General features: G+C 65.6%; 13 protein-coding genes and 1 tRNA gene. 6 read left to right on the top strand and 8 right to left on the bottom strand.

The window, feature by feature from the left end:
• Nucleotides 1-58: 58 nt before the first annotated feature.
• Complete coding sequence (locus ACE3TJ_RS04060; protein ID WP_374594102.1) at nucleotides 59-2,278, top strand: TonB-dependent receptor; 2,220 nt, start codon at nucleotides 59-61, stop codon at nucleotides 2,276-2,278.
• Nucleotides 2,279-2,333: 55 nt separating this feature from the next.
• On the opposite strand, the gene ACE3TJ_RS04055 is transcribed toward ACE3TJ_RS04060, so the two are convergent.
• Nucleotides 2,334-3,065, bottom strand: a complete 732-nt coding sequence (locus tag ACE3TJ_RS04055; RefSeq protein WP_374594100.1) for a TetR family transcriptional regulator — start codon at nucleotides 3,063-3,065, stop codon at nucleotides 2,334-2,336.
• Between the two features lie 65 nt (nucleotides 3,066-3,130).
• Between ACE3TJ_RS04055 and ACE3TJ_RS04050 the strand changes: the two genes are divergently transcribed.
• Together ACE3TJ_RS04050 and ACE3TJ_RS04045 are read left to right on the top strand one after the other, a co-directional pair.
• Nucleotides 3,131-4,108 (top strand): fumarylacetoacetate hydrolase family protein, encoded by a 978-nt coding sequence (locus tag ACE3TJ_RS04050; protein ID WP_374594098.1) that lies wholly within the window; start codon nucleotides 3,131-3,133, stop codon nucleotides 4,106-4,108.
• Between the two features lie 5 nt (nucleotides 4,109-4,113).
• Nucleotides 4,114-5,622, top strand: a complete 1,509-nt coding sequence (locus ACE3TJ_RS04045; RefSeq protein ID WP_374594096.1) for a class I adenylate-forming enzyme family protein — start codon at nucleotides 4,114-4,116, stop codon at nucleotides 5,620-5,622.
• Nucleotides 5,623-5,667: 45 nt separating this feature from the next.
• Here ACE3TJ_RS04045 and ACE3TJ_RS04040 read toward each other — a convergent pair.
• The 3 genes from ACE3TJ_RS04040 to moaA form a co-directional block, all read right to left on the bottom strand.
• Nucleotides 5,668-5,742 (bottom strand) — tRNA-Asn (locus tag ACE3TJ_RS04040).
• Nucleotides 5,743-5,821: 79 nt separating this feature from the next.
• Complete coding sequence (locus tag ACE3TJ_RS04035) at nucleotides 5,822-6,604, bottom strand: NAD kinase (RefSeq protein ID WP_374594094.1); 783 nt, start codon at nucleotides 6,602-6,604, stop codon at nucleotides 5,822-5,824.
• Nucleotides 6,601-7,626: a GTP 3',8-cyclase MoaA gene (gene moaA, locus ACE3TJ_RS04030; RefSeq protein WP_374594092.1), complete on the bottom strand. Its 1,026-nt coding sequence runs from the start codon at nucleotides 7,624-7,626 to the stop codon at nucleotides 6,601-6,603. The genes ACE3TJ_RS04035 and moaA overlap by 4 nt, the downstream gene beginning before the upstream one ends.
• A 138-nt stretch (nucleotides 7,627-7,764) precedes the next feature.
• Between moaA and ACE3TJ_RS04025 the strand changes: the two genes are divergently transcribed.
• The 3 genes from ACE3TJ_RS04025 to ACE3TJ_RS04015 all read left to right on the top strand — a co-directional run bounded on the left by ACE3TJ_RS04025 (nucleotide 7,765) and on the right by ACE3TJ_RS04015 (nucleotide 11,921).
• Nucleotides 7,765-9,849: a putative bifunctional diguanylate cyclase/phosphodiesterase gene (locus tag ACE3TJ_RS04025; protein WP_374594090.1), complete on the top strand. Its 2,085-nt coding sequence runs from the start codon at nucleotides 7,765-7,767 to the stop codon at nucleotides 9,847-9,849.
• 66 nt (nucleotides 9,850-9,915) lie between these two features.
• Nucleotides 9,916-11,274, top strand: coding sequence for a diguanylate cyclase (locus ACE3TJ_RS04020; RefSeq protein WP_374594088.1), 1,359 nt, complete (start codon nucleotides 9,916-9,918; stop codon nucleotides 11,272-11,274).
• A gap of 26 nt (nucleotides 11,275-11,300) precedes the next feature.
• A complete protein-coding gene (locus ACE3TJ_RS04015) occupies nucleotides 11,301-11,921 on the top strand; it encodes a DsbA family oxidoreductase (protein ID WP_374594086.1) in 621 nt (206 codons plus the stop codon).
• A gap of 38 nt (nucleotides 11,922-11,959) precedes the next feature.
• Here ACE3TJ_RS04015 and ACE3TJ_RS04010 read toward each other — a convergent pair whose 3' ends face one another.
• From ACE3TJ_RS04010 to ACE3TJ_RS03995, 4 genes are all read right to left on the bottom strand, one after another.
• Complete coding sequence (locus ACE3TJ_RS04010) at nucleotides 11,960-12,340, bottom strand: VOC family protein (RefSeq protein ID WP_374594084.1); 381 nt, start codon at nucleotides 12,338-12,340, stop codon at nucleotides 11,960-11,962.
• A gap of 91 nt (nucleotides 12,341-12,431) precedes the next feature.
• Nucleotides 12,432-12,905: a thermonuclease family protein gene (locus ACE3TJ_RS04005; protein WP_374594082.1), complete on the bottom strand. Its 474-nt coding sequence runs from the start codon at nucleotides 12,903-12,905 to the stop codon at nucleotides 12,432-12,434.
• A 34-nt stretch (nucleotides 12,906-12,939) separates the two neighbouring features.
• A complete protein-coding gene (mfd, locus tag ACE3TJ_RS04000; protein WP_374594080.1) occupies nucleotides 12,940-16,416 on the bottom strand; it encodes a transcription-repair coupling factor in 3,477 nt (1,158 codons plus the stop codon).
• Entirely contained in the window at nucleotides 16,413-16,685 is a 273-nt protein-coding gene (locus tag ACE3TJ_RS03995; RefSeq protein ID WP_374594078.1) for a succinate dehydrogenase assembly factor 2, read from the bottom strand. The genes mfd and ACE3TJ_RS03995 overlap by 4 nt, the downstream gene beginning before the upstream one ends.
• Between the last annotated feature and the right edge of the window lie 15 nt (nucleotides 16,686-16,700).

The raw sequence follows: 16,700 nt of genomic DNA, 5'->3' as shown, positions 1-16,700 counted from the left end.
GAACAAAAAACAGCGCAAACGGTCAGGGACGGCCCGGCGCGCGGCAGGGGAGGGAAAAATGATTTCACGCTACACGTGCGTCTTGCTCGCGGGCACGGCAGGATTGTTCAGCGCTACGGCCTTCGCGCAGGTCGAGACGGCAAGCGAGGCGCCGAGCGTTTGGGCCGGCGAAGAAATTATCGTTACCGCGCAGAAGCGCTCTGAGAGCCTTCAGGATGTGCCGCTGGCGATCAGCGCGCTTTCGGGCGACTCGCTCTCCGACCGGGCCATCACCGATGTCGCCAGCCTGGCGATGGCCGTGCCGAGCCTCACCTTCGGCAGCTATGGTGGGCAGGCGCGCATCGCCATTCGCGGTATCGGTTTCGACACGATCAACCCGGGCGGCGAAGGGCGCGTCGCTTATCATTTGAACGGTGTCTATCTCTCGCGTCCGGCCGCGACCACCGGCACATTCTTCGACGTGAACCGGGTCGAGGTTCTGCGGGGGCCGCAGGGCACTCTCTATGGCCGCAACGCGACCGGCGGCTCGATCAACGTCATCCCGCGCGGACCCACCGACACTTTCGAGGGGTATCTGAATCTCGGCTACGGCAATTACAACGCCATCACGACCGAGGGCGCGATCGGCGGGCCGATCACGGACGGCGTCGGCTTCCGCGTGGCTTTCTCGACTGAGGATCATGACGGCTATGGTCGCAACATCACCACGGGGAACGAGATCGACAATGCGAAGCGGCGTGCCGTGCGCGGTATGCTGTCGTTCGCGCTGGGCGAAACGGCGAAGCTGGACCTGAGCGCCGATTACTCCACCGAGGATGATCGCAACTACGGCAACCATTATCTCGGCCGTGCCAGCACGGTGATCAGCCCGGTGGGCTTGCTGGTGGGCGGCGTCGTGCCGAATGATCCGCGCGACATCGCCAACGATTTCGATCCGCAGAACGACCGCACCTTCTGGGGTCTGTCGGCGCGGCTGGAAGTGGGTCTCGGCGACCTTACGCTCACGTCGATCACGGGCTATCGCAACAACGAATACTCCCTGCTCACCGATCTCGATGCGACGAGCGCGGCGATCTCTCGCTTCACCTTCGCCGAGAAGGGCGATCATTTCAGTCAGGAATTGCAGCTCGCTGGCGAAATCGGCCGGTTCGAATTTCTGGTCGGCGGCTTCTATTTCGAAGAGTCGCTGAGCGGCAATGTCGCCATTCCGTTCGATCGCATGGCGATCGGAATGCCCGCCCTGATGGTGCAGGGCTATGAAGTGAACGGCGACGTCAAGACCAAAGCGCTCGCGGGTTTCGGCCAGGGCAGCTACGCGCTCACCGACACGCTGAAGGCGACGCTCGGCCTGCGCTACAGCTGGGAACGGCACGACATCTCCGATCAGTTCCAGCTGGATCTGTTCCGACCCTATGTGCCCGGAGCCGAATTGATCCCGGCGGCCACGCGTGATGCGCGCCGGTCCGAAAATTCCGTCACGCCCAAGTTCGGCCTGGAGTTCAGCCCGCGCAAGGATCTGCTTTTCTACGCCTCCATGTCGAAAGGCTTCAAGAGCGGCGGCTATAACCTGGGCGATATCATCGATCCGAACACCGGCCTCGCCAACGATGGTTTCAAGCCGGAAACCTTGTGGTCTTACGATGCGGGCTTCCGCGGCAGCTTCGCCGACGGCCGTGTCGAACTCAACGCCAACGCCTTCTACTATGATTACAAGAATCTACAGGTATCGAAGGTCGTCAATACAACGGTGATCATCGAGAACGCTGCCGCTTCCACGATCTATGGCATCGAGGCGCAGGCGATCGTGCGGCCGCTGAGGGGCCTGCAACTGGAAGTGACGCCGACGTGGCTGCACGGACGCTACAAGGATTTCCAGTCCGCCAACCCCGCCGATCCCTTCAATCCCACGCCGGTCGTTCTCGATGGCAATCCGATCATCCAGGCGCCGGAGGTCGCGCTCAACCTTGCCGCCCAATACACGGCGAATGTCGGCGCGGGCTCTTTGCGTCTGCGGGGCGAGATGGGGTTCCAGGACCGCGTCTACTTCACACCGTTCAAGGAACGGAATGTCTCGCGCGAGCCGAACACGCTGCTCAACGTGTTTGCGAGCTACACACTCGACAACTGGGAGATTTCGGTGTTCGGGCGCAACCTTACGGACAAGACCGTGATCGCCAATGCGCTCGTCAATTCGGGGCTGATCGGTCTGCCGATCACCGGCACGCTCTATCCGCCGCGCACCTATGGTGTCCGGATCGGCTACAAGTTCGGCAGTTGATGGTGAAAAGGGGCGTGCGTCCGGGCCTTGGCCGAAACGGCCGCTCGCGCACGCCTCATGCCGTGCTTTTGTTGAACGACAGCGCCGCAGCCGACATCGATCGAACGATGCGTTCTTCCACCGCCTTGTCGTCGAGGAACATCTCGGTGGCGTGGTCCGGCACGATGGCCTGCATGTCCCATTCGGAACCCATCACCATCGCCCGCGTCGTCAGCTCCAGAACGAACAGCAGGTCCACCCTGTCCGCATTGGGAACCGAACGATGCAGGCAATAAAGATAGCGGCGCAGCACCACCGACAGGTTGCGCGCCATCGCATTGGTGAAGAGGTCGGTGCCCGTCTCCCTGTCCAGCAGGTGGACCCAATAATCCCAACCGGCCGGGTCCTCTCCGCGCAGCTCGAAGAAGGGGTGGATCAGCGAGCGGATGATTTCCGGCACCGGCACCGGTTCGGGCGAGTAGCGATGTTCAAGCGCGTCGAGGCTGATCGCGCGCGCGTCGTTGAGCAGCGCCGCCCGCGCATCGACCACGGCGTCGTAGAGATCTTCCTTCTCCGCGAAGTAATAAGAGATGAGGTTGACGTTGATCGCGGCCGTGCGGGCAATCTCGCGCAGCGAAGTGCCGTGCAGGCCCTTGGTCGCGAACAATTCCTCGGCGGCGGTGATGATCCGGTCGCGGGCGCTCTGTTTTTTGTTCGTGGAGGCTTTCGAACTTTTCGCCACTGCATCCTCGGCTTCTACCAGCTTGAGCGGTCCTAGTGGGGGATGGCCGATGCTTTCGTCAATCACATCCTGAATTTATATAGACAAACGTACAACAAAAAGCAGGCGGCTAACGAAATTGGAGAGGGTCTATGCGATTGGTGACATTCGTCCGTGATGGACGGGAAGCCTTGGGAGCCTGGGTCGACGGTGATCGGCTGATCGTGGATCTGAACGCCGCAGCGCGTACGGCGGGAGCCGTGCCGCCGGGCTGCTGCGAATCCATGCTCGCATTGATCGACGCCGGGCCGGAGGCTTGGGGTGCCGTGCGCAGTCTTATCGATCGCGGCGATGGGCCGACCGTCGCGACGAATGCGGTGTCCCTGTGCGCGCCGCTGCCGCGCCCGCGCCAGTTCCGGGACTTTCTTGGCTTCGAAGAGCATCTGGTGAATGCTTTCCGCATGGCGAGGACCCTGCGCCTGTCCCAGGCGAGGAACGAGGCCGAGCGCGCCGCGATCGAAAGCTCAAACGCCTTCGATATTCCGGCCATCTGGTACGAAAGCCCGATCTACTATACCGCTTCGCACCTCTGCATCGCGGGGCCGGAGGCGGAGATCACATGGCCCGCCTATTCGGCGATCATGGACTACGAGCTTGAATTCGCCGCGGTGATCGGCCGGCCGGGCAAGGACATTCCCCGCGAGCGCGCGCTCGATCATGTCTTCGGCTTCACCATCTTCAACGACCTGTCCGCCCGCGACGAGCAGATGCGGGTGATGGATGGCAAGCTTGGGCCGGGCAAAGGCAAGGAGTTCGACGGATCGAATGTGCTTGGCCCCTGCATTGTCACGATGGACGAGATCGGCGACCCCTATGCGCTGGAAATGGTGGCGCGGATCAACGGCGAAGAGGTGTCGCGCGGCAATTCTTCCGCCATGCATCACCGATTTGAGGACATGATCGCCTTTGCCGCGCGCGGGCAGACGATCCATGCCGGCGAACTGTTCGGATCGGGAACGGTCGGCAGCGGCTGCGGGCTGGAACATGGCCGGATGCTCAAGGATGGCGACGTCGTCGAGCTCGAGATGGAGCGGATCGGCATCCTGCGCAACCGCATCCGCGCGGCATGAGCCATATGCAGCTTACGCAGGGTCTTCGTCGCAGCGCCGATCTGTTCGGTGATCGCGTGGCCGCCGTTATGGGGGCGCGCCGCAGCACATGGCGGGACATCGGAAGCCGGGTGGCACGTCTCGCCGCCGGCCTGCTTGGGCTGGGTGCGCGCCGCGGCGATCGCATCGTGATCCTTGCGCTTAACAGCGACCGTTATATCGAGTCCTACTATGCCATACTGTGGGCCGGCTGCATCGCAGTGCCGCTCAACACCCGCTGGGCGTGGGCGGAGATCGCGCACGCCCTCTCCGACAGCGAGCCCTCGCTGATCCTGATTGATGCGCATTTCGGACATCTCGCTCCCGAGCTTGCGAAAACCTGCCCTGTGATCGCCATGGAGGGTACGCAGCCTGACTTGCCGTGTTTCGATACGCTCGCGGGGTACGACCCCATGCCGGACGAAAGCGGCAGCGGCGACGATCTTGCGATGATTTTCTACACAGGGGGGACCACCGGCCGTTCGAAAGGCGTGATGCTGAGCCACGCCAATCTGGTCAGCAATTTCTTCGCGCAGCAATCGATTCTGCAATATCCGACCGATACCGTGTTCCTGCATGTCGCGCCGATGTTCCACATGGCGGATGCCTGCTGCCTCTTCGGCATGACCACGATCGGCGCGGCGCACGTCGCGCTGCCTGTTTTCGATCCTGCCGAGGTTGTCGACACGATCGTCCGCGAACAGGTGAGCGCGGTCATGCTGGTTCCCACGATGATCGCGATGCTGGTTGAGGCTCTGCAGGATCGCAAGGCGGACATGAGCTGTCTGCGGCGCATCTTCTACGGCGCATCCCCGATTTCGGAAGCCGTGCTGAGCGCGGCTATGGCGACATTCCCCAACGCGCGTTTCTCTCAGGGGTACGGCCAGACCGAGCTGTCGCCGGTGGCCACCGTGCTCGAACACGAAGACCATCTGCGCGGCTATTTGCGTTCGGCTGGGCGCCCCATCCCGACTGTCGATCTGCGCGTGGTCGATGAGACGATGCGCGATCGGTCATATGGAGAGGTCGGCGAGATCGCGGTACGCGGCCCGGGGGTGATGATGGGATACTGGCGGCAACCCGACCTCACGCGCACCACCATCATCGACGGCTGGCTGCGGACAGGCGATGCCGGCTACCGCGACGCCAACGGCTATGTGTTCCTCGTCGACCGCGTGAAGGACATGGTCGTTTCCGGCGGCGAGAACGTCTATTCGGTTGAGGTCGAGAACGCCCTGATGTCGCACCCGGCGGTGCGCCAGTGTGCGGTCATCGGCGTGCCCGACGAGCGTTGGGGGGAGGCGGTGCACGCCTTCGTCCAATTGCACCCGGACGGCGACGCGTCGGCAGACACGCTGATCGCCCACACGAGGGAACTCATCGCCGGCTACAAATGCCCCCGGTCCTTCACCTTCTGCGAAGACCCGCTGCCGCTGTCGGGCGCGGGCAAGATCCTGAAGACCGAACTGCGCAAGCTGGTGACCAGGCAGGCGTGATCACGCCCATGGCCGCGGTCGCTGTTTTCCAAGTCTGAAGGAAGATGGCTCCCCGGGCCTGATTCGAACAGGCGGCCGTCCGATTAACAGTCGGATGCTCTACCGCTGAGCTACCGGGGAACATGGTCAGGGCGCGGCGTATAACAGTGCCGGTTTCCGCTGCCAAGCCCCGGAATGCGTTTCCGGCGAGGGCGAGTGTTCAGGTCAGGAACTGCTCCATCGCGATGCGGTCGTCGAGCGCATATTCGGGGTCGAACAGCAGCTCCAGTGTGATCGAGCGGTCGGTGCTCACGCGCACCACGTCGACATCGCGCACTTCCACCTGGTCCGCGACCGCGCTCACCGGGCGCTTGCCGGCCTCCAGCATCCGGAACTCCACCACCGACGTGTCGGGAATGAGCGCACCGCGCCAGCGGCGGGGGCGGAAGGGGCTGATCGGCGTCAGCGCGAGCAGGTCGGACTGGAGCGGCAGGATCGGGCCGTTCGCCGAGAGATTGTAGGCGGTGGAGCCCGCCGGCGTCGCCACCAGCACACCATCACAGGTGAGTTCGGACATGCGCACGCGCCCGTCGATCGCGATCTCGATCTTGGCGGCCTGCCGCGTCTCGCGCAGCAGCGAGACCTCGTTGATCGCGGGGGAGACAATGCGATCGCCCGCGATCGTGCGCGCGTCCATCTGCAGCGGGTGCAGCTTGAAGGCGCGCGCGTTCGCGATGCGCTCGGCGATGCCGTCCGGGCTGTATTCGTTCATCAGGAAGCCGACGGTGCCCCGGTTCATGCCGAAGACGCTTGCGGGCCGCCGTCGGTGGAGCACAGCGTGCAGCGTCTGCAGCATGAAACCGTCGCCGCCGAGCGCGAGGATGATGTCCGCCTCGGCTTCGCTCGCCCAGTCGTGCAGCGGCAGGATATCCGCAGCGGCCTCGCGGGCGGCGGGGGTTGGCGAGACGGCGAGCGCCACCTTGCCGGGCAGCTTGTCGTTCATCCGCCGGTCACGCTCATGTGGCGGGGAACGGCCGCACGGGGCTGGCCGCGTCCGATGACGAAATCGTGGCCCTTGGGCTTGCGCGTGATCGCCTCGGCGATCGCGGCGTCAAGGTCGGCGTCCGATGGCGAACGGCGCACGGCGGCGCGCAGATCGGCGCTGTCTTCCTGCCCCAGGCACATGTAGAGCCGCCCCGTCGCGGTCAGGCGCACGCGGTTGCAGCTTTCGCAGAAATTGTGGGTGAGGGGCGTGATGAAGCCGATCCTGCGGCCGGTTTCCGCGACCTCCACGTAGCGCGCCGGGCCGCCCGTCACATAGTCGGTCGGCCGGAACGTGAAGCGCTTCGCAAGTTCGGCGCGCACGATGGAAAGCGGCAGGTAGTGGTCGGTGCGGTCTTCGTCGACCTCGCCCATCGGCATCGTTTCAATGAAAGTGAGATCGTGGCCTTCGCCGCCGCACCACGCCGCCATGTCGCCGAGTTCGTCCTCGTTGATGCCGCGCAGCGCCACGGTGTTGATCTTGATGGCGAGCCCGGCGGCCTTCGCGGCGGCGATGCCGTCCAGCACGCGCGGCAACTCGCCCCAGCGCGTGATGCGCCGGAAGCGGTCGGGGTCGAGCGTGTCGAGGCTCACGTTCACGCGACGCACGCCTGCGGCTGCGAGCGCTTCGGCGTGCTTTGCAAGCTGGTTGCCGTTGGTGGTGAGCGTCAGCTCGTCGAGGCCGCGCCCGAGGTGTCGTGCGAGCGAGTCGACGAGGCTCACGATGCCGCGCCGGACCAGCGGTTCGCCACCTGTCAGTCGCACCTTGCGTACGCCGCGCCGGATGAAGGCCGACGCGACGCGCTCGATCTCCTCCAGGCTCAGCACTTCGGATTTCGGCAGGAACTGCATGGTTTCCGCCATGCAGTAAGTGCACCGGAAGTCACAGCGATCGGTCACGGAGACACGCAGGTACGTCACCGCCCGCCCGAAGGGGTCGATCAGTGGGCCTTTCCCGGCCGTTTTTGCGATTACGTCCTGCATCGTCCTCAAGAGTTAGTCATGGCGGGGGCGGGGGGCAAGTTTTGCCGTCAATGATGGCCGCTTCGGCCGCTCTCGTCGCTGGCCTTTGCAGGGCATCGTGATAGTGTTACAGGCGCTGCGGTCTCCACACGAGGTGAAATGCACGGCTCATCGCTCTCCGCGCCCGTCTTTCTCGCCTCATTCCGCTACCGGCGCGAAGCGCAGGATGCCATTGAGGCGACAGGACGTCCGGTTATCGTCAGCCTTCGGCCCGACGATGCCGCCCGTCGCTATGCCGCCTCGGAAGCGCTGATCGCCATTGTCGATGCGCGCGGCGCGCTGCAGCGGGGCCTCCAGCAGGTCGAGCAGCTTTCGCAGGCGGTGCAGGAACGGCGCGGCGGCCTTCTCGTGCTCCTCTCGCGCAGCGATGCGGCGTCGCTCGGCGATGTCTACACGGCGGGGGCGACGCACTATCTGATCAGCCCGTTCGGCGCCTCTGAACTCGGCCAATCGTTGCGTTTCGTCGAGCGTTCGATCCGGCGGATGCAGAAGACGAGCGCCGAAGCCGCCGTGGCCTCCGCGCAGGCCTCGATCGGCGGCACGGCGCGCTGGGAATGGAGCGTGGGCGACGATTCCGTCCGCATCAGCCCGGCGCTTGCCGTGCTCATCGGCGATCCGCCGCACACCGATCAGCTTTCGCTCGACGACGCCTTTCTGCGGCTCGACCGGCGCGCGCGCGCGCAGGCGCGCCGCGCCGTCCGCCGTATCTGGCAGGCGGGCGTTCCGGGAGAGGTGGAACACCGCCTCGTTCTCGACGGACGGCCGCATACCTATGTTCACCACATACGGCCCACGCGCGATGCTGCGGGAAGCGTGCTCGGGCTTACCGCCACGGTCGAGGATCTTGATTCAACGCTCATCGAGCGGCGGCTTTCCGCGCATTTCGATACGCTGACCGGCCTTGCGAACCTTCGCCATGCCCGCGCGTGGGTGGATGAGAAGCTGAACACGCGCGCCGGGCACAACCCCGCGTGCATCGTTGTGATGTTCGCGATCAGCCGCTTCGATCAGGTGAACGCCGCTTATGGTCGCGCGGTCGCGGATTCGCTGCTGCAGGCCGTCGGCCGCCGCCTCCGTCGCCTGCTTAACGACCAGACCGCCGAAAGCGAGCTTCCCGCGCGGCTCGGCGGGGCCGAGTTCGCGGTGGCCTTCGCCGGGCCGATCACGCTCAATCAGGCGGTGTTCTTCAGCCAGCGCATCGGCAAGGGCTTTGAGAAGCCGTTCATCGTCGGCGGGCGCGTCATCCACCTCTCGTGCCGCATCGGCATCGCCGCGAGCGACGAGGAGGTGACGACTGCGGACGAACTCTTCCAGCGCGCGAGCGCCGCGCTTTCGAGCGCGAAGGAGCTTGATCCGAACAGCTTCCAGGTGTTCCTCTCCGACGAGCACGGCAACCCGGCCCGCTTCGCCAGCCTTGAAGCGGACCTGCGCGCGGCGGCGGAGCGGCGCGGCCTCAGTCTGCTCTATCAGCCGCAGGTCGATATCGTCACCAACCGCATCGTCGGCGTCGAGGCGCTGGTACGCTGGGAGCATCCGCTTTACGGCGTGCTCCCCGCCGAAACGCTGTTCGCGATCGCCGAGCGCGCTGAGTTCGGCACCCGCCTCGGCGAGCAGATCATGCGGCAGGCGTGCGGCGAGGCGGCAGCGTGGCCGGCACATCTGCGCGACCTGCGGCTTTCGATCAACGTCACGGCGGCGGACATGCGCGCGCCCGATTTCGAGCGTATCGTTGCAGAATCGCTCGCCGACAGCCACTTTCCGCCCTCACGGCTGACGCTGGAGGTCACTGAAGGCGGCCTCGTGGAGGATCTGGAGCACGCCTCCGAGATCCTCTCCAAGCTTCGCCAGCGCGGCATCAGCGTCGCCATCGACGATTTCGGTACCGGCTACTCGTCGCTCGCCTATCTGAAGTCGCTGCCGCTCGATATTCTCAAGGTCGACAAGAAGCTCGTCACCGATCTCTCGGGCTCGACGCGCGATCGCGTGATCGTGCGCGGCGTCGTCGATATGGCGCGTTCGCTCGGCATGGTGGTGGTCGCGGAGGGCGTCGAATCCGAAAGCCAGCTCGAAACGCTCGTGCGCGAAGGCTGCAACTGGTATCAGGGCTATCTGTGCAGCCCGCCGCTCGCGCTCGGCGATCTCCCGCCGTTCGTGGAGAACTGGCAGCGCGCCCGCGCCGCTTGACCAATCCTTAACCGCCGTCCCTTAGAAAGCTCCACGTTAACGCTTTAACAGGGGGCAGGCTGCGTCGTGCAGGCCAATCGCGTACTCGTCGTCGGCAAGGATGAAACGCACGCAAAAGCGGGCGTCGCGAAGATCGCAGCCGACAAGTTCACCCAGGTGCAGGCAGCCTCCTGGATGGAAGCGATCCCGCTTGCGTCGAGCGGACGCTATCAGCTTGTCATCGTGCTCGCAGGCGCGGAAATCGGCATCGCTGCCGTCACCACCTTCGCGCGCAGCGCCGAGCGGTGGACGCAGCGCGAAGGCATGATGCTCGTCGCGCTCACCGAAGACGGCACCGCCGCGCTTCACCGCGATCTCCAGCACGCGGGTTTCGACGACATCATTCATCGGCCGATGCACCCCACGCAGGTCGCGAGCCGCGTCGCCATACTCCTGCGCCTCTCCACGATGCGCCGCGAACTCGCGCGCCGCCAGGCGACCGCGCGCGGCTTCACGAGCGGCGACGGGCTGTTTCTTGCGCCCGCCGAACCGGTTGTGGCAAGCCGCCGGGCGTCGGTTCTGCTCGTGCAGTTCGATCAGAGCGCGCACTGCGCCGAACAGTTCAACCGCGCCGTGCGGTCCTGCACCGAGGCGACGATCTGCGATGATCCCGAGGCGGCGCGCGCGCTCCTCTATCGCGGCGGTCTCGATGCCGTGCTGCTCTGCTCGGCGGTCGACCCGAAGAGCGCCATCGAGTTCGCGGACCGGATGCGCCGCGTGCCCGCGCTTTACAATCTTCCCGTGCTGCTCGCGACGCCGGAGGTCGAGAAGCTCGATCTCGATATGGTGTTCAACGCCGGCGTGACCGATGTCGCGCCCACCTGCCTGTCGAGCGAGCAGCTCTCCGTGCATCTCACCTCGTTCAAGCGGCTCGAAGCGCTGCGTGCTGCGCTTGCCGCGCGCTACGCGCAGCACGTCGAGATGGTCATTCGCGACGGGCTCACAGGCTTTGCGGGTCATGGCTTCGGCATGGCGCATCTGCAGGCGACCTTGCGGGACTGCACTGAACTTTCGCTTCCCGTGGCCGTGGCCGGGCTCACGATCGAGAACCTTGACGAGATCAATGCCGTGCACGGCTATCTCGCGGGCGATATCGTGATGCGCCGCGTCGGAGACATGGTGCGCCGCTGCATCCGCGGCGAGGACATGGCGACGCGCCTCTCCGGCAGCCGCATCCTCGTGCAGTTCCCTGATACGCGCTATGCGAGCGCGAACGTTGCGGTCCGCCGCCTTGCGAACGTCCTGCGCTTCCAGAAGGTTGATCTGCCGGGCGGTGCTTCCATCGCGCTCAGGATCGGCTACACTCTCGCCTGCTGGGATGGCGATGCCGACGCGCGCGCCCTCGTCGCGTCGCTCAAGGCGCGGAAGGTCGCAGTCGCAGCCTGATCCGGCTCCCGCGCGGGAGGCTTTTCATGGCGATCACCATTGATATCGTTTCGGATTTCGTCTGCCCGTGGTGCTGGATCGGCAAGCGCCATCTCGATACGTTTGCGAACGAGGCCGACATCGAGCGGCGCTGGCACCCCTATCTTCTTCACCCGGATATGCCTGCGGGCGGCGTCGCCCGCGCCGATTTCATGCGCACGAAGTTCGGCAGCGATGAGCGCGCGAGCGAGCTGGCAGCGGGTGTCACCGCGGCTGCGAAGGGTGCCGGTCTCGATATCGACTACAGTCGCGTAGAGCGCGTGCCGGATACCCGCGATGCGCACCGCCTCGTGCGTTGGGCGGGCGGGCAGGGGCGGGCGGACGCTGTCGCCGAAGGTCTGTTCCGCGCCTATTTCAGCGAGGGTCGCGATATCGGGGATGTCGCTGTCCTCGCCGATATTGGCGCAGCGGCGGGCATGGACCGCGTCATTCTGGAAGCGCTGCTCGCTGGCGATGCCGACAGAGACATTGTCAATGCGCAGGCGGATAGAGCGCGTTCGATGGGTGTCAGCGGCGTACCCACCCACATTTTTGCAAACAAGATCGCCGTGGTCGGCGCGCAGCCGATCGAGGCGCTAAGGCAGGCGGCTGAGCTCGCCGCCGCATAGAAAAGGGCGTGCCCACAAAGATGGGCACGCCGTTGTCGTCAGCCCATCCGGTGGAGGGCGCAGAGCTTGTTGCCGGCCGGATCGCGCAGATAGGCAAGGTAAAGCTTGCCGAAGCTGCCCTCACGAACGCCGGGCGGATCTTCGCAGGTCGTGCCGCCGTTCGCCACGCCGGCGGCGTGCCAGGCATCGGCTTCGGCGGGTGTTTTCGCGGCAAAGCCGATGGTGCTGCCATTGGCGCAGCTCGCAGGTTCGCCGTTGATCGGCTGCGTCACGGCGAAGATGCCGGTCGGCGTCACGTAAAAAAGCCGCCCCTTGTCATCCGTATTGCCTGGCGGAATACCGAGCGCACCGAGCGTGGCGTCATAGAATTTTTTGGCGGCCGCCGTATCGTCGGCGCCGAGCATGATGTGACTGAACACCGTCTCTCTCCCTCTGGAACGCCGCACTCAGGCTGCGGCTTCGCGGGTGCTGATCGCATGGGCTCTGCGGCCCGGCAAGTCCGCAGTTCCGCTAGCTCGCGTCTCCGCAGCGCAGCCAGCCGTATCGCTTCACCGCATGGCCGGCTCTCACTTGCGCGCAGGAAAGGTTGATATTGCCCGACCAGCACTGGAGGATGGCGCGTCCATAGTGGTCGGTTTCGAGCCTCTCGCAGCGTACGGCTCCTCCCGAGACGAGTGAACGCAGGTGATCGCGGCTCGCATAGGGGTCGCCGGGCGTGCAGCGGCGGCCCGGCCGACAGGCGCCCGGCATTTCGGGGGCGTCAATGCCATGCAGGCGTCCGCGCTGCATTCCCCGGCAATTGATGTTGTCGCCGTCGTGGATATAGGGCGCGGCGCAGGCGAAGGTGGCGCTGTCTCGCGGGGAGGGTGCGGCGAGTGGGACGCCATCCCAAAGGAAAACGGCGCCGAACACGCACGTGGACATGATCGCAGTGACCGACCAGAAGGCGCGGCTGCTCAGCGGTGTATGCGGAATACTGGCCACGCACCCGAGGTTACGTCCCAGGTCTTAAACAAACCTATCCTGCGAGCTTGCCCATCGCCCGCGCCACATTGAGCCCGCCCTGCAAGCGTGCTGCCGGGTTCGGCCAGTCGCGGGCGATGAAAAGCTTGTGGTCGGGACGCAGCCGGGCGACTTGCGCGTTCTTCTGCACGAATTCGATGAGCTTGCCCGGCTTCGGGAAGCTGCCGGCGTGGAAGGCGATCAGCGCGCCCTTGGGGCCGGCCTCCAGCTTCTCGATGTTGGCGGCCTTACAGTGTAGCTTGATTTCAATGACTTTGAGGAGATTGCTCACCTCATCTGGAAGCTTGCCGAAGCGGTCGATCATCTCGGCGGCGAACGGCTCCACGCCTGCCACCTCGTCGATATCATTGAGCCGCCGATAGAGCGCCATGCGGAGGTTGAGGTCGCCCACATAGCTTTCCGGGATGAGGATCGGCGCATCCACCGTGATCTGCGGGCTGAACGCTTCGCGTGGTCGGTCGAGCCCGGCGGCGTCGGCGCGCGCCGCCAGCATCGCCTCTTCCAGCATGTCCTGATACAGTTCGAAGCCGATCTCGCGGATATGTCCCGATTGCTCGTCGCCGAGCAAATTGCCTGCGCCGCGAATGTCGAGGTCCTGCGCGGCGAGCTGGAAGCCCGCGCCGAGCGTGTCGAGGTTTGAAAGCACCTGCAGCCGCTTCGTCGCCGTTTCGGTGATCAGGTGGTTCGCGGGCGTCGTCAGATACGCATAGGCGCGCGTCTTGGAGCGGCCGACGCGGCCCCGGATTTGGTAGAGCTGCGCCAGCCCGAACATGTCGGCGCGGTGGACGACGAGCGTGTTGGCGCTCGGGATATCGAGCCCGGATTCGATGATCGTCGTCGAAACCAGCACGTCGTAGCGCTTGTCGTAGAAGGCGGACATGCGCTCCTCAACCTCGCTGGCACTCATCTGCCCGTGCGCGACGATGTATTTCACCTCGGGCACGTGGGTGCGCAGGAACTCCTCGATCTCGGGGATATCCGCGATGCGCGGCGTCACGAAGAAGCTCTGCCCGCCGCGATAATGCTCGCGCAGCAGCGCCTCGCGCACCACCACTTCGTCCCACGGCATCACATAGGTGCGCACGGCGAGCCGGTCGACCGGCGGCGTCGCGATGATCGACATGTCGCGCAGCCCCGACATCGCCATCTGCAGCGTGCGCGGGATCGGCGTTGCGGTCAGCGTCAGCACGTGCACGTCGGTCTTCAGCTGTTTCAGCCGTTCCTTGTGAATGACGCCAAAGCGCTGCTCTTCATCCACGATGACAAGGCCAAGTCGCTTGAAATTGATATTCTTCGATAAAAGTGCGTGCGTGCCGACAACGATGTCGACGCTGCCGTCTGCCAGCCCTGCGCGCGTCTGCGCCGATTCATTTGCCGAAACCAGCCGCGAAAGATGCCCCACCTTCACCGGCAGACCGTCGAAACGTTCGCGGAAATTCTGCGCGTGCTGACGCGCGAGCAGCGTCGTCGGGCAGATCACGGCCACCTGCTCGCCCGCCATCGCCCCCACGAACGCGGCGCGCAGCGCAACTTCGGTCTTGCCGAAGCCGACGTCGCCCACGATCAGCCGGTCCATCGGCTTCCCGGCGCCAAGGTCGGCGACCACATCGTCCACCGCGCGGAGCTGGTCGTCGGTCTCCGCATAGGGGAAGCGGTCCACGAACGCGCCGAAGGTGGCGGCTTCCGCCTCGAACACCTTGCCCGGCCGCGTCGCGCGCTCTGCCGCGACTTTCAGAAGCTCGTTCGCGATCTCGCGAATCCGCTCCTTCATCCGCGCCTTGCGGGCCTGCCAGCTCGCGCCGCCCAGCTTGTCGAGCGTGACGCCTTCGGAATCGGAGCCGTAGCGGGAGAGAACATCCATGTTCTCAACGGGCACGTAGAGCTTATCGCCGCCTGCGTACGAAAGATGCACGCAGTCGTGCGGGCTCCGGCCCACCGTGATGGTGACAAGCCCCTCGTAGCGCCCGATACCGTGGTCGGCGTGCACCACGAGGTCGCCGGGCGTCATCATGGAAAGCTGGTCCATGAAAGCGTCGGACTTGCGCGCGCGCTTGGCGCGCCGCACCATCCGGTCGCCGAACATGTCCTGCTCGGAAACGAGCGCGACATCGGCGGTTGTAAAGCCGTGGTCGATCGGCAGCACGGCCATGGCTGCGCCGCCGGATTTCGCCGCGCCCAGCGCCTCCTGCCAATTCTCCACGATATGCAGCGGCCCGAAGCCATGGTCGGCGAGCAGCGTCCGCAGCCGGTCGCGCGAACCTTCAGTGTAGCTCGCCAGCACGACGCGCCTGCCGTCCCGGTGCAGCGCCGCGACATGCGTGCCGACGGCCTCGTAGATGTTCGCCTGCGCCGCGCGTTCGGGCGCGAAGTCCCGCGCTGCCGTCACGCCGAGGTCGAGCACGGCATCCTCGTCGGGCCGTGCGAAGTGCGTTGCGAGATGCACGCGCCGCGCCGCCTGCGTGCCGTCCCACTCCGCCTTCGCCAGATAGAGCGCGCCCGGCGCCAGCGGCCGATAGCTGCCCGGCTCGCGCGTCATCGCCGAAACGCGGTTGCCGTGATAGTCGTCGATCGCCGCGAAGCGCTGCTCGGCGGCAAGGCTCGTGCCCTCGTCGCGCACGATGATGTCGTCCGCGCCCAGATAGTCGAACACGGTGCCGAGCCCGTCCTCGAACAGCGGCAGCCAGTTCTCCATGCCCGCCAGCCGCCGCCCGTCGCTCACCGCCTGATACAGCGGATCGCCAGTGGCGGTCGCACCGAAGAGGTCCACGTAACCGCGCCGGAAGCGCTGGATGCTGTCCGCCGAAAGCAGCGCCTCCGAAACCGGCAGCAGGTCGAAGCCCGCGCTGGTGCCGCTCGTCATCTGGCTCGCCGGGTCGAACAGCCGCAGCGTCTCGATCTCGTCGCCGAAGAAGTCGAGCCTCAGCGCGTGCTCGCCGCCCGCCGGGAACAGGTCGAGGATGCCGCCGCGCACCGCGAACTCGCCCGCGTCCATCACCGTGTCGGTCCGCACGTAGCCGTTGGCCACCAGCATCTCGGCCAGTGCATCGCGGTCGATCCGCTCGCCCGGCGCGATCCGCGCGGAGAGCTTCCCAAGCCGCGCGGGCGTGAGCGTCCGCTGGAGGAGCGCGTTCACTGTGGTCGCGACAAGCTGCGGCGCCGTCACCGGCCGCAGCAGCCCCGCAAGCCCCGCCACCCGCTCCGCCGCCACACGCAGCGAGGGTGAGGCACGGTCGTAGGGCAGCGAATCCCACGCTGGGACGTAGAGCGTCTCCACCTCGGGCGCGAAGAAGTGCGCGGCATCCAGAAGCTGATGCGCGGCAAGGTCGTCGGGCGCGACGAACACTGCGCGCGCGCCCTTCGCAAACGCGGCGCGCGCAAGGTCCGCGAGCAGCCACGGCTGGAACCCGGCGGGCGCGCTCGCCAGCGTCAGCGGCGCATCGGCCTTCGCAATCGCCTCGATGTAATTCTTCACTCCGGCGCCACCATGAAGTCGAGCCGTTTCAGCGTGTCGAGCAGTGGTCCGTGCCAGCGCTCCGGTGCCGTTTCGGTGCCGATGGCCCACGCCATGATCTCAACGTCGTCCTCTTCGAGGAACGCTTCCATCCACGCGATTTCGGCTTCGCCCCAGCCCGCAAGATAGCGGTCCGTGAAGCTGCCGATCATGATGTCGGCTTCCTTGGTGCCGCGGTGCCAGGCGCGGAAGTGGAGCCGCCGCCGGCGCGCGTCGAGGGGATTGGTCATCTGCGCTTTCGCCAA

The organism is Sphingosinicella sp. (genome assembly GCF_041916975.1).
GTDB lineage: Bacteria > Pseudomonadota > Alphaproteobacteria > Sphingomonadales > Sphingomonadaceae > Sphingosinicella.
This window is presented reverse-complemented; position numbering and strand designations above follow the sequence as displayed.

Excerpts from the sequence above, each read along its gene's own strand:
- ACE3TJ_RS04060 (WP_374594102.1), top strand. The coding sequence starts at position 59 with ATGATTTCACGCTACACGTGCGTCTTGCTCGCGGGCACGGCAGGATTG.
- ACE3TJ_RS04050 (WP_374594098.1), top strand. The coding sequence starts at position 3,131 with ATGCGATTGGTGACATTCGTCCGTGATGGACGGGAAGCCTTGGGAGCC.
- ACE3TJ_RS04045 (WP_374594096.1), top strand. The coding sequence starts at position 4,114 with ATGCAGCTTACGCAGGGTCTTCGTCGCAGCGCCGATCTGTTCGGTGAT.
- ACE3TJ_RS04035 (WP_374594094.1), bottom strand. The coding sequence starts at position 6,604 with ATGAACGACAAGCTGCCCGGCAAGGTGGCGCTCGCCGTCTCGCCAACC.
- moaA (WP_374594092.1), bottom strand. The coding sequence starts at position 7,626 with ATGCAGGACGTAATCGCAAAAACGGCCGGGAAAGGCCCACTGATCGAC.
- ACE3TJ_RS04025 (WP_374594090.1), top strand. The coding sequence starts at position 7,765 with ATGCACGGCTCATCGCTCTCCGCGCCCGTCTTTCTCGCCTCATTCCGC.
- ACE3TJ_RS04015 (WP_374594086.1), top strand. The coding sequence starts at position 11,301 with ATGGCGATCACCATTGATATCGTTTCGGATTTCGTCTGCCCGTGGTGC.
- ACE3TJ_RS03995 (WP_374594078.1), bottom strand. The coding sequence starts at position 16,685 with ATGACCAATCCCCTCGACGCGCGCCGGCGGCGGCTCCACTTCCGCGCC.